Origin of the sequence: Pararhizobium qamdonense, assembly GCF_029277445.1 — a bacterium.
GTDB lineage: Bacteria > Pseudomonadota > Alphaproteobacteria > Rhizobiales > Rhizobiaceae > Pararhizobium > Pararhizobium qamdonense.
The window spans coordinates 1,544,240-1,563,296 of sequence record NZ_CP119566.1; the positions used below are offsets into that span (position 1 = coordinate 1,544,240).

Here is a 19,057-nt window from a genome sequence, read left to right on the forward strand (position 1 = left end):
ATCGCTGATCCCTGATCGCTGGTCCGGCGGTCCGAGCGATCAGAGCAGTCCACGCAGGATTCCGGCGGTGCGCTGGGCGCCGTCGAGATCGAGGCTATGGGGCGGGCGTTCGGGCGCTGCCAAAGCGGCCTGGATAGCCTGCGTCATCATCTCTGCCGAAAGATCGTCTTCGCGCAGGACATGCGCCAGTCCAAGCTTTTGAAGACGCTCAGCCCTGACCGTCTGCTCGGTTTCGCCGCCGGCGGTGAAGGGAATGAGCAGCGCATGGCAGCCGGCGCGCAGGATGTCGCAGACCGTGTTGTAGCCCGCCTGCGATACCGACAACTTTGCACCGGCCAGAAGGCTCGCGAAATCCGGACGGAAGCGGAAGACGCTGACATGGGCGGGTGCATCCGCTTTAATTGCGTCGAAATCGGATTGCGGCAGGTTGGGGCCGGTGATCAAAGCAAAGGACAGGCTCGTGCCGATCGCTTTTGCGGCGTCCAGTGCGGCGCGGATCAGCGCATTGCCGACGGCGCCGCCGCCGGCCGAGACGATAATATCGAACTTTTCCGTGGGCTGCGCCGGGGGCGGGGCTGCCACCAGTCCGGTATAGATCACCTTGCCGGTGATCTCGGCCGCCAGCGGAAAAGTATCTTCAAGCCGGGCAAAGGCTGGATCGCCATGCACCAGCACGCGGTCGAAATAGAGTTTGACGAGCGCAACGGTTTCTTCGTCGCGGCCGGGCTTGGAGCGTTCCTGCAGGATATCGCGCAGCGATGTGACGGCGAGGGGCTTCTGATCCATCGCCGCGATCGCCTCCAGCAGCGGCAGGAGTTCGAAACGGACCTGGCGGCGGCCGAAGGGGAAGGCTTCGATGATGACGATATCGGGCTGGCTTTGGTGAAAAGCCGCAAGCAGCCGCTCCCGGCGATTGTCCTTGAAGGCGTCATCGACCGGATTGCCTTCGATATCGGCGAGCCCGGAAAAACCGGCATCGCCGGCGGTGATCGGCGGCAGGGCGACATGATGGACCTGCGGCCCTGGAAAGCCGCTGACCGGCGTGCCGCCTGTTACCACCGTGACCTCGAAACCATCGGCGGCGAGGGCGCGGGCGATGCGGCTGGCGCGGGCGAGATGGCCGATGCCAAGCAGATGCTGCACGTAGAAAAAGGCGCGGGGGGCTCTTGGCTCGCTACCGGTCATTGCAAATTCCGCCATTCCGTCTCAAACAGGCCGCTCAATTGGTGAATGCTGGTCTGATGATCGAAGTGACCGCGCACCTTGCGTTCCGCCGCTTGCCCGAGCTGCTGGCGCAACGCGGGATCGCGGATCGCTTCTTCCAGCGCTGCGGCCAGCGCCTGCGGGTTTTCCGGCGGCACGACCAAGCCGTTTTCGCCATCGGTCAAAAGCTCGGGGATGCCGGAAATATCCGTCGAGATGCAGACCAGGGCCTGGCTGGACGCCTCGACGATCACGTTCGGCAAGCCATCGCGGTCGCCATCGGCGGTGATGCGGCAGGCGAGCGCAAAGATATCGGAGGTGCGATAGTGCTGCAGCACTTCGGTCTGCGACAGGGAGCCGTGCCAGACGATCTTCCCGGCAATGCCAAGTTCCGACGCCAGCGCCTGCAGATTTTTGAGGAGATCGCCGCCGCCGATATGCACGAAGCGCCAATGCAGACCGGCCGGTAAAAGGCTCAGGGCCCGCAACAGGATATCGAAGCCCTTTTTCTCGACCGCGCGGCCGACGCTGACGATGGTGACCGGATGGGCAGAATCGGAGCCGTCGTACCCAGGCCGCGTACCCTCGAAGGGGCCAAAGCGGCTGAGATCGAGGCCGTGATAGCTCAGATGCACATGCGGCTTGCCGCCGGCCAGGTGGCGCAGGTGCTCATAGCCGGTCTGCGTGCAGGTCACGGTCCACCGCGTGCTTGTAAGCTTGCCGGCCAGTTCCCATTCCGGCGATGTCCAGATGTCCTTGGCATGCGCCGAACACGTCCAGCCAATACCGGTGATCATGCTGGCATAGCGGGCGACGGAGGCCGGGGTGTGGATGAAATGCGCGTGCAGCCATTCGCCGCCTTCGGGCCATTCCGCTGAGAGTACCATGGCCTGGCCGAAGCGGCGCACCCGGTTGCGTGTCCGGTCGCGCCGGAGGTCGCTGATGAATGCGGGCAGGGCACGCCAGAAGCCGGGCTTTGAAAGACAGCGGATGAGCGCGCGGGCCACCCGTGCCGGCTCCTCGTGCAGATATTCCGGCAGATAATGAACGGGTGCGCGGATTTCGTCATGGATCGGATGGCGCTTCTTGTCGGTCGGCCGCCGCAACGCCACCAGTTCAAGGGCGAAGCCTGCCCGTTCCAGTCCCAGCAGTTCCTGGGCGATGAAGGTTTCCGACAGGCGCGGATATCCCTTCAGCACCACGACGATCTTGCGGCGGTCCGTCAAAACAACGTCACCCTTTCACGACCGTCAGATGTTCGTGGTCGCGACGGCCAAGCCATTCTCCGACGATCTGCGATATGTTCGCCAGGCCCTCGAGCGTCATGCCCTTCGCGCTCTTGGAAGGGGGGTCGCGATCCGGCAAGGCTTTGAGTGCTGCGGCAAAGCGCAGGGGATCGGCCGCTTCCTCGGGCAAGAGCATGTCGATCAGGCCAAGCTCTGCGGCGCGGCTGGCGCGGATGAGTTGCTCTTCCCGTGGCATCACCCTTGGAACGATCAGCGCCGGCTTGTCGAAGGACAGGATCTCGCAATAGGTATTGTAGCCGCCCATCGCCACCACGGCCTTGGCGCCGGCGATCAGTTCCTCCATGCGATTGTCGAACTCGATCACCTCGAGAGAGGGGATCTTGGCGCATTTCATCAGGAGCTTGTGGCGCTGCTTGACCGGCATATAGGGACCCAGCACGATCAGCGACTTGTGGGTCAGCGTCGGGTCTTCCTGATAGGCATCGATCACATCGTGGATCAGGTCGGAGCCATCGCCGCCGCCGCCGGTGGTGATCAGGATATAGTCGCCCTTTGGCTTGTGCTCGGATTCGACATCCTGCGACACGCTTCTTTGCAGGAAGCCGACGAAATCCATCTTGTTGCGCACCGCCTGCGGCACGTCGAGGCCGACGAGCGGATCATAGAAATCCGGCGGGCCATAGACCCAGACGCTATCGTAGAACTGACCGATCTTGCGCATCACGTCGTTGCGCTTCCATTCCGCATCCAGGAGATGCGGAGCATCCATGACCTCGCGCAGGCCCAGAACCAGGGTCGTTCCCTGTTTCTTCAGGTAGGCCAGCGTATCCTCGACTTCGCCCTTCAGGCCCATCGGTTCCTTATCGACGATGAAGATATCCGGCTGGAAGGTTTCCGCCGTGTGCAGGATGATCGACCGGCGCATCTTCATCGTCTCGTGCAGGTCGATATGCCTGTCCATCGAGGTATATTCGCCGTTGCGAAGCTTGATGACGCTGGGAATTTTCACGAAATCGACGCGGGCGCGGTAGTCGAAGGCGCCGGCGATGGTCGCGCCTGAAATGATCAGGATATTGACGCCGCGATAATCCTCAACCAGCGAATGCGCAATCGTGCGGCACCGTCTGAGGTGACCAAGCCCGAACGTATCGTGGCTGTACATCAGGATGCGTGCATCTTCGATCCGGCGCGTCATGAGCGGAGCCTCTTATCTCCCATGGCGCTGCCCATCTCCGCAAGGAGTGTCCTTAGCATATCGGTATCCACTTCACTTGTACGGATCGGCTGCATCGCGCAATCCGTCGCCCAGAAAGTTGAACGCCAGAATCACGAGAATGACCGGAATGGTTGGAAACAACAGCCAGGGATAAAAAGCAATGACGCTGACGCTGCGGGCCTCGGTCAGGAGAATGCCCCAGCTGGTGATCGGCGGACGAAGCCCCAAGCCGAGGAAGCTGAGCGCCGTTTCGCCAAGGATCATGCCGGGGATCGCCAGCGTCGCGGTTGCGATCAGGTGCGACATGAAGCCGGGAACGAGATGGCGGCCGATAATGCGGCTGGAACCTGCGCCCATCAGTTGGGCGGCCAGCACGTAATCCTCTTCGCGCAACGCAAGCAGTTTCGATCGCACGGCGCGCGCAAGCCCCGTCCAGTCGAGCAGGCCGAGAATGGCGGTAATGCCGAGATAGATCAGGATCGGGCTCCAGGTGACCGGCATGATCGCCGCCAAAGCCATCCAGAGTGGAATGCTCGGGATCGATTGCAAAACCTCGATGATGCGCTGGGTAATCAGGTCGAAGACGCCGCCGTGATAGCCGGCAAGCCCGCCGATGGTGATGCCGAGCACGAAGCTCATGGTGATCCCGAGCAGGCCGATGGTCAGCGATATCGGCGCACCATAAAGGATGCGCGACAGCACATCGCGGCCGAGCCGGTCGCTTCCGAGCAGAAAGAGTTCGCCGCCTTGAGCCGGGCAGACGAAGTGCGTGTTGGCCTCGAACAATCCCCAGAAACGATAATTGTCGCCGCTGCAGAAGAAGCGGATCGGCTGCACCTTTGAACGATCTTCGGTGTAGTTGCGCCGCAGCGTGTCCATGTCGAGCGTCATCGTGCGCCCGTAGACGAAGGGGCCGACGAAATTGCCGTTGTCGAACAGATGCACTCTTTGCGGCGGCGAATGGATGAAATCGACGTTGCGGGTGTGCAGGTTATAGGGCGCCAGGAATTCGACGATGGCAATCGCTGCGTAGAGGATCACGAGGAAATACATCGAAAACAGCGCAAGCCGGTGTTTCTTGAATTTCCACCACATCAGGCGCAGTTGCGATGCCTGATGGATCTGTGACTGTTCCGCGCTCATCACATCGACGGAATGCGGATCAAACGGCGCCGTCGAGACGTAATGCGACAGCGGTTCGCCGGATTTGGGAAGGGATACCGTCACTTGGTGCTACCGCCTTGCAGTCTGATACGCGGGTCGAGAAAGGCAAGCGCGATATCTGAGATCAGCACACCGATCACGGTCAGGAATGCCAGGAACATCAGGAACGAGCCGGCCAGATACATATCCTGACTTTGCAACGCTTTTATCAGCATCGGTCCCGTCGTCTCGAGCGACAGCACGATGGCGGTGATTTCGGCGCCGGAAATGATGGCCGGCAGGATCGATCCGATATCGGAAATGAAGAAGTTGAGTGCCATGCGCAGCGGATATTTGATCAGGGTGCGGAAGGGGTGCAAGCCCTTGGCGCGCGCGGTCACGACATATTGTTTCTGCAGTTCGTCGAGAAGATTGGCGCGCAGACGGCGGATCATGCCGGCCGTGCCGGCCGTGCCGACGATCAGGACCGGTATCCACAGATGTTCGAGAATGGATTTCGCCTTTTCCCAGCTCATCGGCTCGGACAGGTATTTCTGGTCCATCAGATGGCCGATCGAGGTGCCGAACCAGATATTGGCGAAATACATCAGGATCAGCGCGAACATGAAGTTGGGAATGGCAATGCCGATCAGGCCCATGAAGGTCAGGCCATAATCGCCCCAGCTATATTGATGGGTGGCGGAATAGATGCCGATCGGGAAGGCGATCAGCCAGGTGAAGATGATGGTGACGAAGGACACCAGCACCGTCAGCCAGAGCCGGTCTCCAACCACTTCGTTGACCGGCAGCTGATACTCGAACGAATAGCCGTAATCGCCCTGGACGAGACCCGCGACCCAATAGAAATAACGCAGCACCGGCGGCTTGTCGAAACCGTATTGCGCGCGCAATTCCTCGATTTCGGCCATGTCCACGGCCTCGCCTTGGGCTCGAAGCTCAGAAATATAGCTTTCGAAATAATCGCCCGGCGGCAGCTCAATGATGGTGAAGACCAGCGCCGAGACAATCACCAGCGTCGGGATCATCGCCAGGATACGCCAGAAAATATAACGCAACATGGTCAGCTAACCTCTTCGCTGTACCAGAACGTGTCTGGCATATAGACCCCGAGATAACAGGTCGGGTCGAAGCCGTAGAGGGCTTTTTCGGGAATGTTGCGCAGATGGGCCGAATGCATCACCGGCTGCAGCGTGGCATTGACGATGCCGATCGAGAAGACATTCTGGGTATAGATATCCAGCATTTCGTGCCAGATACGCGTCTTGTCGTCGGTCTCGACGCTCCTCTTCCACTCCTTCACGAGATTGACCAGCTGGGTCGCTTCCGGCAATTCCGGGGGCTTGCCGTTCTGTTCGATCGACAGGTAGTACATGCCCCAGACCGGCCATTGCATCTGGTCGTCGCGCGTGGGGGCCAGCTCGCCGGGGTTCATCTCCTCAGTCGGCACACCATTTTCGATGCCCGACCACATGGACATCATGATTTCGCCGCCCATGGTGCGGCTGCGGAAGACGTCGCGCTGCGAGGTCTTGATGAACAGCGAGAAGCCGATCTTCGCCCAATGGTCCTTGACGAGTTCCAGCACGTCGGTCTCGAGCGTGCTTTCGCCGGCGGTCTCGACGACGATCCGGGCTTCGCGCCCGTCGGGCAGGAGCCGTATGCCGTCGCTGTTGCGTTGCGTGAGGCCGACCTCGTCGAGCAGCCGGTTGGCCTGATCGGGATCGTGGCTGGCCCAGGCGGCGGCATATTCCGGCTTGAACAGCGGGCTATCGGGCAAAATTGTATCGGCGCTCTCGGTGGCGAGCCCGTAGAAGCTCACCATGTTGATCTCGTGCCGGTCGATCGCCAGAGACAGGGCGCGGCGGACGCGCACATCCCAGAACAGATCGCGCCAGACCGTGTCGCCGCAATTGAGGTTCGGCAGAAGGGCAAGCTTGGAACCTTGCGTTCTCTTCCAGAGATTGACCTTCACCGGATAGCGTTTCTCCGCATCCTTGAAGAAGGCGTAATCGGCAAAATCGACGCCGGTGGTCTGCAGGTCGGTTTCGCCCGCACCGGTCTTGGCCGCGATGATTTCCGACGAGCTGATATTGAGCAGCCAGCGGTCGATATAGGGCAGCTGCAGGCCGTTTTCGTCGACCCGGTGGAAGAAGGGATTGCGCTCGAACACGAATTGTTCGGCCGGAGGGGTAGTGCGTGCAACCCACGGATCCAGCGACGGCAGGTCTGGATTTTCCGGCCGGTATTGCCGCGACATCTTGATGTGCAGATCGGCCCATTTCTTGACCCGGTACTGTTTCATCAGGGCCGAGAGGCGGAAAACGTCCTGATATTTCTCGTGGAAGTGCCGCATATAGGCGGATGGCAGAAGGATGACGACGGGGCTTGCGGCGGCAAGGCCGGGCAGGAAATCCGGATTGGGTGCCTTCCAGGTATAGCGCACGGTCAGGTCGTCGATGACCTCGAAAACCGGTCCTTCGCCATTGGCCAGAAGCTCGCGCTGGATGCCGCCCTTGCGCAGGTCCTTGTTGAGGATGACGTCTTCCCAGGTATAGCGGAAATCCTCTGATGTCAGGTAGCTGCCGTTCGACCAGCGGTGGCCGTCGCGGATCTTGAAGGTGAAAATACGGCCTTCCTGCACGTCGAAGCTTTCCAGGATATCGGCCTGGAATTCGAGGTCCTCGGTGTAGCCGACCAGACGGGCATAGCCGTTGATCGTCATCATCCGGATGTCTTTCTGGCTGCCGATCAGCATGCGCACGGTGCCGCCATATTGGCCCGGCTGCCGGCCCATGGCGGCAAGATTGATCCGCCTCGGGTTCTTTGGAAGGCGGTCCCGCAGATTGGGCAGGGATTGGGCCCGCAGATTGGGCCGCAGAAAGGGCGGTTCCGGAACGGCCCGGGCGACGCCCGGTATCAGAACGCTGGCAAGCAGGCCAAGGGTGGTGCGCCGTGTGATCATGGTACGAGCTCCCCGACATCGGCGGTCTTTCGCGCCAAAACAAGATGGCCGTTGCCAAGGTCCGCCGTCCCCAGCACGGTTGCGTCGCCATCATCGGAAAAATGCTTGCCCCAGCTGCGCTTGTCGGCAGCGCCGCTCGGGTTGAGCATCGAGAAATCGAGCGGCCGGTCGAGATCGGGAAAGGGCACGGCAGCGAGCAGCGATTTCGTGTAGGGATGAACGGGCGTTTCCATCAACGCCTCGCGCGGTGCGATCTCGACGATCCGGCCGCCGCACATGACGGCGATCCGGTCGGCCATGTAATCGACGACGGCCAGATTGTGCGAGATGAAGAGATAGGTGAGCCCCAGCTCCTTTTGCAGATCCTTGAGCAGGTTGAGGATCTGCGCCTGAACCGAGACATCGAGCGCTGAGACGGGTTCGTCGCAGATCAACAGGTCCGGCCCGAGCGCCAGTGCTCTGGCAATTCCGATACGCTGGCGCTGGCCGCCGGAAAAACTGTGCGGATAGCGGTTGAGGTGGCGTTCGTTAAGGCCGATGGCTTTCAGCAGCGCGGTCACCGTCTCGATGCGCGATTTGCCGCTGCCACGGCCATGGATTTCCAGCGGTTCGCTCAGAATATTCTGCACCGTCATGCGCGGCGACAGCGAGGAGACCGGGTCCTGGAACACCATCTGGACCTTGGTACGCAGCTCCTGCAATCCGGACCCTTGTGCATTCAAAACGTCGATCGGGCCATCGCTGCTGTTGAGCATCACCGCGCCCGTGTCCGGCGTCACCGCGCGCATCAAAATCTTGCTGAGCGTGGTTTTGCCGCAGCCGCTTTCGCCAACCAGCCCAAGACATTCGCCGCGCATGATATCGAAGCTGACGCCATCGACAGCCTTGGTTGCGGGGGAGGTGTCCTTGTTCAGCCAGCTCGATTTGCGGGTGGTGAAGGTCTTGCTGATATCGCGCACCGACAACAGGACTTCCGGCTTCAGCGCTGTGTGCGGTGCGATGATCTTCTTTTTTCCCAACAGGCTGCTGGTATCGACCGGAACCTCGCGCAGCGCCTTCAGGCGTTCGCCGGGCTTCATGTCGAAATGGGGAACGGCGGCCATCAGCCCCTTGAGATAGGGATGCGAGGGATTGCGGAAGATCGTTTCGACCGGGCCGGCCTCCATGATCTCGCCGTGATAGATGACCACGACCTCGTCTGCGACATTGGCGACGACGCCAAGATCATGGGTGATCAGGAGCATCGCCATGTTCAGCTTGGTCTGCAGCCCGCGCAGCAATTGCAGGATCTGCGCCTGGATGGTCACGTCGAGGGCCGTCGTCGGCTCGTCGGCAATCAGGAGCGACGGATTGCAGATCAGCGCCATGGCGATCATGGCGCGCTGGCGCATGCCGCCGGACAGTTCGAACGGGTACATGTCGAAGGCGCGCGCCGGTTTGTGAAAGCCGACGAGACCGAGCATTTCCTCGGTGCGTTCGCGCCGTTCGCGGGTGGACATGGGGGTGTGGATTTTCAGGGATTCGCTGATCTGGTTGCCGATCGTGTGCAGCGGCGACAGCGATGTCATCGGCTCCTGAAAGATCTTGCCGATCCGGTTGCCACGCAGATTGCGGATTTCCCGGCCGTCGCGCGGCATGGCCAGAAGATCGACCGGCTGCTCGTTATGGGCCGGATCGCAAAAGAGGATACGGCCGCTGCAGGACGCGGTTTTCGGCAGGATGCCCATCACCGACTGGCTGATGACGGATTTGCCCGAACCGGACTCTCCCACCAGCGCCGTCACCTTGCCCGGCAGGACGCGCAGGCTGGCATTGCGGACAGCGTCCAGTTGACCGCCGAGCATCGCGAACGAGATACTCAAATTCTCGATCCGCAGCAGGTCCGTGCCTGATTTCATGCCAGCAGGTGTCCTTGTTTCATAACGGTCCGCGCGCATGCGGGACGCGTTTCCGGATTGAATGCCGGTGGCTCGAAAAAGAGACTATCCCACGGAAATTCCTGTGTCCATGACCTTGGGCTGGTAAAGTGCGCAGGGATATACCTGCTGTGGCGGCCAGCCGGCGGAAAGCGGAAAGATCAATCATTTAAGCGGGATGGTCTATTCTTGATCCGGTGATCTCCCCCGGTGTCCGGTCTTGGCCGGAACTGCGTCTTTTCAGAGTTCCGGCTGTGGTCGAAGGCGTCGCGGGTGCAGTCCTTGACTTCACGACATTTTATCCTCAACTGACCTGCATCCGCAAAAGGCGCTTCAGCGCGTCACGATCAGTCGAGAACACGCATTTGACCGTCCATTCTTCCGTGAGCCAGGCTCTCCTTGCAAAGATCGCAGACCGCAGTGCCCGTGCCGGTGTGATCGGGCTCGGCTATGTCGGCCTGCCGCTGGCGATCACCGCAGCGCGCAACGGCTTTTCCGTCACAGGTTTCGATATCGATCCGCAAAAGATCGTCGCCATCGATGCCGGGCAATCCTATATCGCGGCCGTGCCGGACGCTGTTTTGAGCGCAGAGACGGCGCAGGGCCGCTTTTGCGCCACCACCGATTTCAGCCAGCTTGCTGCGTGCGATATCATCGTCATCTGTGTTCCAACACCTTTGACGAAACATCGCGATCCGGATCTGTCGTTCATCACCCGCACCTGCGACCGCATTGCCGAAACGCTGAAGCCCGGCCAGTTGATCGTCCTGGAATCCACCACCTATCCCGGCACGACCGATGAGGTCGTCCGGCCGATCCTGGAAAAGACCGGGCTCAAATCCGCGCAGGATTTCTTCCTCGGTTTTTCGCCGGAGCGCGAGGATCCGGGCAATCTCGATTTCCACACGTCGAGCATCCCGAAGGTGGTGGCCGGTGACGGTGAGGCGGCTGCGGACCTGATGAAGGCTTTTTACGGCGCTGTCGTCCACACGGTCGTACCGGTATCGTCACCGGCGACGGCCGAGGCGGTGAAGCTGACCGAGAATATTTTCCGCGCCGTCAATATCGCCCTCGTCAACGAGCTGAAGGTCGTCTACGAGGCGATGGGGATCGATATCTGGGAAGTCATCGATGCCGCCAAGACCAAGCCGTTCGGCTATATGCCGTTCTATCCCGGACCGGGTCTTGGCGGGCACTGCATCCCGATCGATCCGTTCTATCTCACCTGGAAATCGCGCGAATACGAATTGCCGACCCGCTTCATCGAGCTTGCCGGCGAGATCAATTCGGCCATGCCGCGCCATGTGGTGGGACGGCTTGCCGAAGCCTTGGATATCCGCTCAGGCAAGGCGCTCAGCCGCTCGAAAGTGCTGGTCATCGGTCTTGCCTACAAGAAGAACGTGCCGGATATCCGCGAAAGCCCGTCGCTGAAGCTGATCGAGCTGATCGAGGAGCGGGGCGGCAGCGCTGCCTATCACGATCCGCATGTCGCTGAAATTCCAAGGACGCGCGAATATATGGCGCTCAAAGGCCGCACCTCCGTGAAGCTGGACGAGCAATCGGTTGGGGCTTTCGACGCGGTTTTGATCGCAACCGACCATGATGCGGTGGATTATGCAGCACTCGCCCGCTGGGCGCCGCTGATCGTCGATACGCGCAATGCCTTTGCACGGCGCGGCATCGAGAGCGGCACGATCCTGAAGGCCTGACCGGTCTTCCTGACAGGTCTTACGGCGTTGCTGACAGGGCAGGCGCGCTATGCCTCTTCATCCGGCTGGCGGCCATGGCGTAGCCGCCGGCGGCGCCATCGATGAAATGCATGTGATCGCGGCTGAGCGGGGTCGGCACGATGCAGGTCATCAGCGCCGAATCCTGGCGGTGCAGGCCAAAGCGGCAAATGCCGGCGCTTGCGGCCTGCTGCAGCCGGGCCTCGATCTGACGGAACCTGTCCTTGTCCACGTCGATGGTCATTTTCAGGCCATCGTCGAATTTGCGGAAATCGGTGTTGCTGGCGACATCCTGCCGGTATGCCTTGGGATCGAAACGCCCAAGCGTCAGCCCGAGGCGGAAAAGCCCGACGGTCAGCAGATATTGCGCCAGAATGAAAAGCCGGTGTCCGAACTGCTTGCTCTTCGGTGCCGTCCGGGTTTCTGCCGAAAGCCCTGCCATCGACAGGCCGATCTGCGGACCTTCGGCTGCCACCGGATGCCCATCCCGGTCCTCGCCTGCGACGAGAGCCACGATATCGGTAACCAGCGCCTGGAATGCGGCGAGATTTTCCGCGCCGACGGGCACGGCGATAATCGAGACGATGTCGCCATGGCGCGATTGTATGGGGTTCCAGCGGCAGGACAGGCCGGTCAGATCCGGCCGGGTGCCCGATGGCGCGGGCGGAACGGCAAACTGGCCCTCCTTCATGCGGGCCTCGGCCCAGCTGGAGCCGCCGCCGGCAAACATCGCGTAGGAGACCTCCGGATTGACCTGAAACCTAGCAACGCCAACCGAAAGGCCGGCCGCAATGACATCGGCCACGGGCACCAATGCTGCGCGCAACGTCAGCTGCAACTCCTCGCCGACCCAGGCCTGCACGGCCGAGAGCGCGTCGCGTGCCTTGTCTACGCCTGAGGGCGGAACCGCAACCATCGCGCCATCACCGCCGAAGACGAAGGGCAGGTCGTTATTGCCGAGCGCATTCAGGATGGCCGAGATGACGCTGGCGCCGGCCATGTTGACGGCCTTGTAGCGGCCTGCCTCGATCGCGCCGGTGGAATCGACGATATCGGCCGTGGCCAGCGCCCAATCGGCCGGCAATGCCCGATAGTTTCCACTGTCGGCAACGCCTTCGAACTCGACGAAAACGGGAAGCGCACTGAAAAATGTTTCGCTGGAAAGCTTGCTCATGCGGCCAAGGCTAACATATTCGCCGGGGCAGGCGAACTGGTTTGACGCCGGGTTGAAACAAAGGACGGATGATCGCGTTGCGGTCAAAGAGCGGCGCCTGGTGCAAAATTCCAGCCGTCACGGTCGACCCATCGCTGTTTCTCGTGGTAAGCGCGGCCAGCACGATTTGAACGAATGGATAGATATTGATGAGTCGCCTTGATGGTTTTATCTCCCGCATGCATTCGCAGCGCGCTGTTCTCAACCATATCAAGGCGGCGTCCATGGTTGCGCCGGATGGCGTGATCCTGGAAATCGGGCTTGGAAACGGGCGGACCTACGATCATATGCGCGAGCTGTTTCCTGAAAACCGGATCATCGCTTTCGACCGCGCCGTCGGTTCGCATCCGCATTCGACGCCGCCGGAATCCGACCTGATCCTCGGCGATATCATGGAAACGATTGCTCAGTTTGCCGGAAGGGACATCGCATTTGCGCATGCCGATATCGGCACGGCCTATCCGGAAAAGGATGCAAAGACCCTGACCTGGCTGCCGCAGTCGATCGTTGCGGCGCTGAAGAGCGGCGGGATTGCCGCCAGCGGTCTGCCTCTCGACCATCCCGAACTCGAGCCTTTGCCGCTGCCCACTGGCGCCGATCCGGGCCGCACCTATTTCTACCGCAAGCGCTAAAGGTATTACGGCAGGAGCAGCACGTCGAACTGGTCCTGCCCGATGGGCAGGGCGGTGACCTTCATGGCGGCCTGGCTGTCTTCGTAAAAGAGGATGCAATCCTCATAGAAGCCGGCGAGATAAGCGACGAAGTCGCGCGATCCCGCCGGTCCGTAGAAGACCGGGGAAAATTCCATGTAGAGCGGCACCCGCCGCTCCAGCAAAGGCTGCATCGAGCGGCTTGCGACCGGCTCATAGCCTTCGATATCCATCCAGACCAGCCCGATATCCTGCGGCGGTACGCCCGCTTCGGTCAGCATGGCGGTCACCCGTTCAACCGGAACCTTGATCTGAATATCGCGGTCGCTCTGGCGCAGCGCGCTGCTCTTGCCGTGATTGTCCCGGTGCATGAAGAAATCGAGCGTGCCTTCGCATTCGCCGGCGGCGATGTTGATCGCGGTGATCTCTTCGTTGAGGTTGTTTTGGTCGATATTGGTTCTGAGCAGCTTGAAGTTGCGCGGGTCCGGCTCCACCGTGACGATGTGGCGGAAGGCCTTGCTCAGCGCGAAATAGATGGTCTGCGTGCCGATATTGCCGCCGAGTTCGAGCAGGACCTTGTCCTTGGCCAGCAAATTCCGCTGGCGCAGAACGGAAAGCAAGCGCTCGACATTTTCGCGCTGGAAATGGCCCTTGCGGTAGATTTTCCGGCCGATGTAGTCATGCGGGGAGAAGGTCATCAGGTGATCGCCGCAATCGGCGGTCATTGACAGGATTTTCGGGCTGACGGCGCTGACGAGCATGTCGCGGCCCATGCGGGTGGCGAGAAATCGCTTCGCCATTCGATTGCGCCATTTGCGCAGCCGGCGCTTCCAGGATTTCATCGCTTGCATGCCTTGCCCGTCTCCATCGTATCCTCGTCTCTTCAACACGAGATTGAGCGGGAAATGAAGTCGTTTCTGCGATCAGGCCGCGTTTAGGCCGGTTTGCCGGTGGTGCCGCGCCGCACCAGCGGGCCATCGACCTTGATGGTCATCGGGCGCGGCTGCTTGCCGTGAATGGCCATGTCGATGAGAATTTCGGCGGCTTTCTGGCCCATCTCGTAATTGGGCAGGACGAGGGTGGAGAGGGGCGGGTGGGTGTAGCGGGCCAGTTCCTGGTCGTCATAGCCCATGACGGAGAGGTCTTGCGGAACGCGCAGGCCCTTTTCGGCAGCCGCCTCCATGACGCCGATCGCCATCAGGTCGTTGCCGCAGAGAATCGCCGATGGCGGATTGGCCATCGAGAGCAGATCAAGCCCGGCCTCGTAACCGCGCAGCGGCAGCCAGTCGCCGTCGCGCACCAGCGTTTCGTCAAAGGCGATATCGGCGGTGGCAAGCGCCTGCTTGTAGCCCTTGAGGCGGTCCATTGCCGCATCCATCCAGGGTTCGCCGTTGATGAAGCCGATGCGCTTGTGGCCAAGACTGGTCAGATGCGCCGTTGCGGTGAAGCCACCAGCCACTTCGCCGGGGACGATCGCCATGTGCTGGCGCGGCTCGGAATAGCAGTTGAGCAGCACCGTCGGGATGTTCTTCAGCTGCGGCGGTACGGTGACCTTGCGGGTGAAGATCGTCGCATAGATCACACCGGCGATGGAGCGGTCGCGCAGGATCGAGCGCAGCACCGCGTCCTGCAGGTCCGGGTTGGAGCGGGTGGCGTGCGCTGATACCAAGAGCCCCTGTTCGAACGCATAGTCGCGGATGCCGTCGAGGCTGACGACGGGATGCGGGCTGGTGGAGATCTCATCGACGATGAAGGCGATCGTGTCCTTGTCCACATGCGGGGTCGTGTCCACCTCGTTGCGGGTGGTTGGTAATTGATAACCGATTTTATGAGCAGCCTCGCGGACCCGCATCTGGGTCTCGGCGGAAATGCGGGCGCCGGACATTTCATTGAGGACGAGCGAGACGCTGGATTGGGAGACACCGGCAATGCGTGCCACGTCCGTCATGGTTGGCCGGCCCGAATCCCCCTGTTTTTCGGAGGCGCCGTTGCGCCCGTTTCCTCTTGCCATCGTCCCGTCTCGCTTCCATCCCGGTTTCTGCTGCGATGCAGAATTATTTTTTGTGCGCTTGCTAATAAATTAGCGCTTGACTGATAATATTATTAGCGCAAGATTTACGGATGTGAAGCGGAAAATGCTCACTGCCCGGTAGAGGAGTACCGGTAAATTTCGGAGGAGAAAATACCGATGTCCACGATTTCACGTCGCATGTTCCTGGCCGCCGCAACGGCCATGGGAGCCATCGCGCTGGCCGGCACGGCTGCCTTTGCGGAAATGCCGGCTTTGGCCAAGAAAGACACCTACAAGGTCGGCTTCGCGCAGACCGAATCCAACAATCCCTGGCGCATCGCCCAGACCGAAAGCATGAAGGCGGAAGCCCAGAAGCTCGGCTATCAGCTGGTCTATACGGATGCTGCCGGTTCGGCTGCAAAGCAGGTGGCCGACGTCAATTCGATGATCGCCCAGGGTGTCGATGTCATCTTCCTTGCGCCGCGCGAAGAAAAGCCGCTGATCCCGGCCGTCATGGCCGCCAAGAAGGCCGGCATTCCGGTCATCCTGCTCGACCGCAATGTCGATCAGTCGCTGGCCAAGGCCGGTGAAGACTATCTGACCTTCATCGGTTCCGATTTCATCGAGGAAGGCAAGCGCGTCGCCGAATGGCTGGCCAAGAATGCCAATGGCAAGTCGAAGATCATCGAGCTGGAAGGCACGACCGGTTCGTCGCCGGCCAATGACCGCAAGAAGGGTTTTGACGACGCGATCAAGGCTGCCGGCGGTTTCGAGATCGTCGCATCGCAGACCGGCGATTTTGCCCGCGATAAGGGCCGTCAGGTTGCCGAGGCGCTGTTGCAGGCGCATCCGGATGCGGACGTGATCTACGCTCATAATGACGAAATGGCGATCGGCGCCATTGCGGCCATCGAAGCGGCCGGCAAGGTGCCGGGCAAGGATATCCTGGTGCTGTCGATCGATGGCGGCAAGGAAGCCGTGCAGGCCGTGGTCGATGGCAAGATCAATGCCGTCGTCGAGTGCAATCCGCGCTTCGGGCCGAAAGCTTTCGAGACGATGACGCGCTATGCCGCCGGTGATAAGATCGAGGCATGGGTCATCAACACAGACAAGTTCTACGATGCATCCAATGCATCGGCCGAACTGTCCAGCGCCTACTGATCTCCCAAGACTGTCGCTTCCGGCCGGGGTGGCATTGCCATTCCGGCCGGCTTTTCATGTGTGCTTATTGAGGATGGATGGGACATGCTGCTGTCCATGCAGGAAATTTCCAAGGCGTTTTCCGGGGTTTCGGCGCTGCGATCAGCATCGCTCGACATTGCCGCAGGCGAGGTCATGGCGCTGGTCGGCCAGAACGGTGCGGGAAAGTCGACGCTGATCAAGATCCTGACCGGCGCTTACCAGCGCGATAGCGGAACGATCCGGTTCGAGGACGAGGACGTTGCCTTTGCAACGCCCGGTGCCAGCCAGGCCAAAGGCATCGCCACGATCTATCAGGAAATCAACCTGGCGCCGCAGCGCTCGGTCGCCGAGAACATCTACTTGTCGCGCGAGCCGAAAACAGCGCTGGGGCTGCTGGACCGGCGGGCGATGCGCGCAGGAGCAGCCGGCGTCCTCAAGACCTTCAATCTGGATATCGACGTGGACATGCCCGTCGGACATTTCAGCGCCGCAACCCGCCAGATGATCGCGATTGCCCGTGCGGTGACGCAAAAGGCGCGGCTGGTGATCATGGACGAGCCGACATCGTCGCTGGACGAGCGCGAGGTCGCCATCCTGTTCGAGACGATCCGCACGCTGAAGAAGAATGGTGTTGCCGTGCTTTTCATCGGCCATAGGCTGGATGAACTCTACGAAATCTGCGACCGCGTCACCATCATGCGCGACGGCCAGACGGTGGCGCAGAGCACCATGGCCGACATGCCGAAGATGGAGCTTGTCCGCCACATGCTCGGCAAGGAACTGGCTGCCTTCCAGGCGATTGCCCGCGACCGCGGCGATGACGAGGCAAAGCCGGTGCGGCTTTCCGTTGACAATGCCGGGTCTGGTGTGCGCGTGCGCGATGTCAGCATGAGCGTGCGCGAAGGCGAGATTTCCGGCCTGGCCGGCCTTTTGGGCTCCGGCCGCACGGAAACCGCGCGGATCATCTTCGGGGTCGATAAATTGCAAAAGGGCTCGATCCGCATCGACGGCAAGGCGCGGACCTATTCAGAACCGGCCGATGCGATCGCCGATGGCATCGGGCTCGTCTCCGAGGACCGCAAGATCGACGGCATCATTCCGGATATGAGCATCCGCGAGAACATGACGCTGGCGCTTTTGCCAAAGCTGAAGAAGGCCGGCATTGTCGATCGCGCCCGCCAGCAGGAAATCGTCACGCGCTATATCAAGGCGCTCGGCGTCAAATGCGCGTCGCCGGACCAGCCGATCAAGGAGCTTTCCGGCGGCAACCAGCAGAAGGTGCTTTTGGCCCGCTGGCTCTGCACCGATCCGCGCATCCTGATCATCGACGAACCGACGCGCGGCATCGATATCGGCGCCAAGGCGGAAATCCTCAAGCTTTTGCGCAGCCTGGCGGACGAGGGCCTCAGCGTCCTGATGATCTCGTCGGAACTGGAGGAACTTCTGGCGGCTGCAGACCGCGTTACGGTGCTCAGCGACGGGCGTTCGGTTGCCGTCCTCAAGCGCGACGAACTCAGCGAGACGGCGCTTCTTTCCGCCATGGCCCATCAGGTGAATTGACATGACGACGATCGACACATCCGCCCCGGGCGAGCGGCCCGTCCGCCCCAACATGGCGCAGTTTCTCAGCCGCTACGGCACGTTTGCGGCCTTCATTCTGCTCGTGCTGTTCAACCTGATCGTCACGCCGAATTTCCTCTCCTGGCAGACGCTCAACGTCAATCTGACCCAGGTGGCGACCATCGTCATCGTTGCCGTGGGCATGACATTGGTGATTGCAACGGGGGGCATCGATCTGTCTGTCGGGTCGCTGATGGCGATTGCCGGCACTGCGGCGCCGATGATCTTCATGGGCACGCTGCTGCCGATCGAGAACATGGGTGTTCTCGTCATCCTCTCCTTCATTCTGCCGGTGCTTCTGGTCATGGCGTTCGGCTGGTTCAACGGCGTGCTGGTGACGCGGTTTTCGATCCAGCCGATCATCGCGACGCTGGTGCTGTTCATTGCCGGCCGCGGCATTGCCCAAGTAGCCACCAACGGCAATCTGCAGGTGTTCAAGAACCCGGATTTCCAGTTCATCGCCATGGGCCGCATTGCCGGTATTCCGGCGCAGGTGATCATCATGATCATCGTTGCGGTGCTGGCCCATTGCCTGATCCGTTACACCGTCATCGGCCGCCAGATTATCGCGGTGGGCGGCAATGAGAAGGCGGCGCGGCTGACCGGCATTCCCGTGCGCCGCGTCAAGACCTTCGTCTATATCGTCAGCGGTGCCCTCGCGGGTATTGCCGGGCTGATTGTCGTTGCGCGCAATTCGGCAAGCGACGCCAATCTGGTCGGGCTCGGCATGGAGCTCGACGCGATCGCAGCCGTCGCGGTCGGCGGTTCGCTTCTCACCGGCGGCCGGGCCAATATTATCGGCACGGTGCTTGGCGCCTTCGTCATCCAGCTGGTGCGCTATACGCTTCTTGCCAATGGCGTGCCCGATGCGGCGGCGCTGATCGTCAAGGCCGGGCTGATCGTCATCGCCGTGTTCATCCAGCAGCGTGCCAAGGGGTAACGGATC

At 61.1% G+C, this 19,057-nt stretch carries 15 protein-coding genes; 5 read left to right on the forward strand and 10 right to left on the reverse strand.

The window, feature by feature from the left end; all coding sequences use genetic code 11:
- Positions 1 to 39: 39 nt before the first annotated feature.
- The 7 genes from PYR65_RS07475 to PYR65_RS07505 all read right to left on the reverse strand — a co-directional run bounded on the left by PYR65_RS07475 (position 40) and on the right by PYR65_RS07505 (position 9,690).
- Entirely contained in the window at positions 40 to 1,185 is a 1,146-nt protein-coding gene (locus tag PYR65_RS07475; RefSeq protein ID WP_276120996.1) for a glycosyltransferase family protein, read from the reverse strand.
- Positions 1,182 to 2,429 carry a glycosyltransferase gene (locus PYR65_RS07480; RefSeq protein WP_276120508.1) on the reverse strand — a complete coding sequence of 416 codons (1,248 nt, stop codon included), beginning with the start codon at positions 2,427 to 2,429 and terminating at the stop codon, positions 1,182 to 1,184. The genes PYR65_RS07475 and PYR65_RS07480 overlap by 4 nt, the downstream gene beginning before the upstream one ends.
- 7 nt (positions 2,430 to 2,436) lie before the next feature.
- Entirely contained in the window at positions 2,437 to 3,645 is a 1,209-nt protein-coding gene (locus PYR65_RS07485; protein WP_060639635.1) for a glycosyltransferase family protein, read from the reverse strand.
- A 72-nt stretch (positions 3,646 to 3,717) separates the two neighbouring features.
- The gene (locus tag PYR65_RS07490; protein WP_276120509.1) at positions 3,718 to 4,893 is read right to left on the reverse strand and encodes an ABC transporter permease; all 1,176 of its coding nucleotides are present in this window, start codon (positions 4,891 to 4,893) and stop codon (positions 3,718 to 3,720) included.
- A complete protein-coding gene (locus PYR65_RS07495; RefSeq protein WP_060639637.1) occupies positions 4,890 to 5,888 on the reverse strand; it encodes an ABC transporter permease in 999 nt (332 codons plus the stop codon). The genes PYR65_RS07490 and PYR65_RS07495 overlap by 4 nt, the downstream gene beginning before the upstream one ends.
- Before the next feature lie 2 nt (positions 5,889 to 5,890).
- The gene (locus PYR65_RS07500) at positions 5,891 to 7,792 is read right to left on the reverse strand and encodes an ABC transporter substrate-binding protein (protein ID WP_276120510.1); all 1,902 of its coding nucleotides are present in this window, start codon (positions 7,790 to 7,792) and stop codon (positions 5,891 to 5,893) included.
- Complete coding sequence (locus PYR65_RS07505; RefSeq protein ID WP_276120511.1) at positions 7,789 to 9,690, reverse strand: ABC transporter ATP-binding protein; 1,902 nt, start codon at positions 9,688 to 9,690, stop codon at positions 7,789 to 7,791. The genes PYR65_RS07500 and PYR65_RS07505 overlap by 4 nt, the downstream gene beginning before the upstream one ends.
- A 383-nt stretch (positions 9,691 to 10,073) precedes the next feature.
- Between PYR65_RS07505 and PYR65_RS07510 the strand changes: the two genes are divergently transcribed.
- Positions 10,074 to 11,417, forward strand: coding sequence for a nucleotide sugar dehydrogenase (locus PYR65_RS07510; RefSeq protein WP_276120512.1), 1,344 nt, complete (start codon positions 10,074 to 10,076; stop codon positions 11,415 to 11,417).
- Between the two features lie 19 nt (positions 11,418 to 11,436).
- Here the strand turns inward: PYR65_RS07510 and PYR65_RS07515 are convergent, their stop codons facing one another.
- Positions 11,437 to 12,609, reverse strand: coding sequence for a DUF3095 domain-containing protein (locus tag PYR65_RS07515; RefSeq protein WP_276120513.1), 1,173 nt, complete (start codon positions 12,607 to 12,609; stop codon positions 11,437 to 11,439).
- A 188-nt stretch (positions 12,610 to 12,797) separates the two neighbouring features.
- Between PYR65_RS07515 and PYR65_RS07520 the strand changes: the two genes are divergently transcribed.
- Positions 12,798 to 13,280 carry a class I SAM-dependent methyltransferase gene (locus PYR65_RS07520; RefSeq protein ID WP_276120514.1) on the forward strand — a complete coding sequence of 161 codons (483 nt, stop codon included), beginning with the start codon at positions 12,798 to 12,800 and terminating at the stop codon, positions 13,278 to 13,280.
- 5 nt (positions 13,281 to 13,285) lie between these two features.
- On the opposite strand, the gene PYR65_RS07525 is transcribed toward PYR65_RS07520, so the two are convergent.
- Both PYR65_RS07525 and PYR65_RS07530 read right to left on the reverse strand, forming a co-directional pair.
- Positions 13,286 to 14,149 (reverse strand): FkbM family methyltransferase, encoded by an 864-nt coding sequence (locus tag PYR65_RS07525; protein ID WP_276120515.1) that lies wholly within the window; start codon positions 14,147 to 14,149, stop codon positions 13,286 to 13,288.
- An 83-nt stretch (positions 14,150 to 14,232) separates the two neighbouring features.
- On the reverse strand, positions 14,233 to 15,309 hold the full coding sequence (locus tag PYR65_RS07530; RefSeq protein ID WP_060639644.1) for a LacI family DNA-binding transcriptional regulator: 1,077 nt from the start codon (positions 15,307 to 15,309) through the stop codon (positions 14,233 to 14,235).
- A gap of 177 nt (positions 15,310 to 15,486) precedes the next feature.
- On the opposite strand from PYR65_RS07530, the gene PYR65_RS07535 reads away from it, so the two are divergent.
- The 3 genes from PYR65_RS07535 to PYR65_RS07545 all read left to right on the forward strand — a co-directional run bounded on the left by PYR65_RS07535 (position 15,487) and on the right by PYR65_RS07545 (position 19,051).
- Positions 15,487 to 16,470 (forward strand): ABC transporter substrate-binding protein, encoded by a 984-nt coding sequence (locus tag PYR65_RS07535; protein WP_060639645.1) that lies wholly within the window; start codon positions 15,487 to 15,489, stop codon positions 16,468 to 16,470.
- 84 nt (positions 16,471 to 16,554) lie between these two features.
- Positions 16,555 to 18,051 (forward strand): sugar ABC transporter ATP-binding protein, encoded by a 1,497-nt coding sequence (locus PYR65_RS07540; protein ID WP_276120516.1) that lies wholly within the window; start codon positions 16,555 to 16,557, stop codon positions 18,049 to 18,051.
- Between the two features lies 1 nt (position 18,052).
- A complete protein-coding gene (locus tag PYR65_RS07545; protein ID WP_060639647.1) occupies positions 18,053 to 19,051 on the forward strand; it encodes an ABC transporter permease in 999 nt (332 codons plus the stop codon).
- Positions 19,052 to 19,057 lie beyond the last annotated feature (6 nt).

Coding starts and splice junctions, on each gene's coding strand:
- PYR65_RS07500 (WP_276120510.1), bottom strand. CDS start 7,792: ATGATCACACGGCGCACCACCCTTGGCCTGCTTGCCAGCGTTCTGATA.
- PYR65_RS07505 (WP_276120511.1), bottom strand. CDS start 9,690: ATGAAATCAGGCACGGACCTGCTGCGGATCGAGAATTTGAGTATCTCG.
- PYR65_RS07495 (WP_060639637.1), bottom strand. CDS start 5,888: ATGTTGCGTTATATTTTCTGGCGTATCCTGGCGATGATCCCGACGCTG.
- PYR65_RS07515 (WP_276120513.1), bottom strand. CDS start 12,609: ATGAGCAAGCTTTCCAGCGAAACATTTTTCAGTGCGCTTCCCGTTTTC.
- PYR65_RS07485 (WP_060639635.1), bottom strand. CDS start 3,645: ATGACGCGCCGGATCGAAGATGCACGCATCCTGATGTACAGCCACGAT.
- PYR65_RS07520 (WP_276120514.1), top strand. CDS start 12,798: ATGAGTCGCCTTGATGGTTTTATCTCCCGCATGCATTCGCAGCGCGCT.
- PYR65_RS07540 (WP_276120516.1), top strand. CDS start 16,555: ATGCTGCTGTCCATGCAGGAAATTTCCAAGGCGTTTTCCGGGGTTTCG.
- PYR65_RS07525 (WP_276120515.1), bottom strand. CDS start 14,149: ATGCAAGCGATGAAATCCTGGAAGCGCCGGCTGCGCAAATGGCGCAAT.
- PYR65_RS07545 (WP_060639647.1), top strand. CDS start 18,053: ATGACGACGATCGACACATCCGCCCCGGGCGAGCGGCCCGTCCGCCCC.
- PYR65_RS07535 (WP_060639645.1), top strand. CDS start 15,487: ATGTCCACGATTTCACGTCGCATGTTCCTGGCCGCCGCAACGGCCATG.
- PYR65_RS07530 (WP_060639644.1), bottom strand. CDS start 15,309: ATGGCAAGAGGAAACGGGCGCAACGGCGCCTCCGAAAAACAGGGGGAT.
- PYR65_RS07475 (WP_276120996.1), bottom strand. CDS start 1,185: ATGACCGGTAGCGAGCCAAGAGCCCCCCGCGCCTTTTTCTACGTGCAG.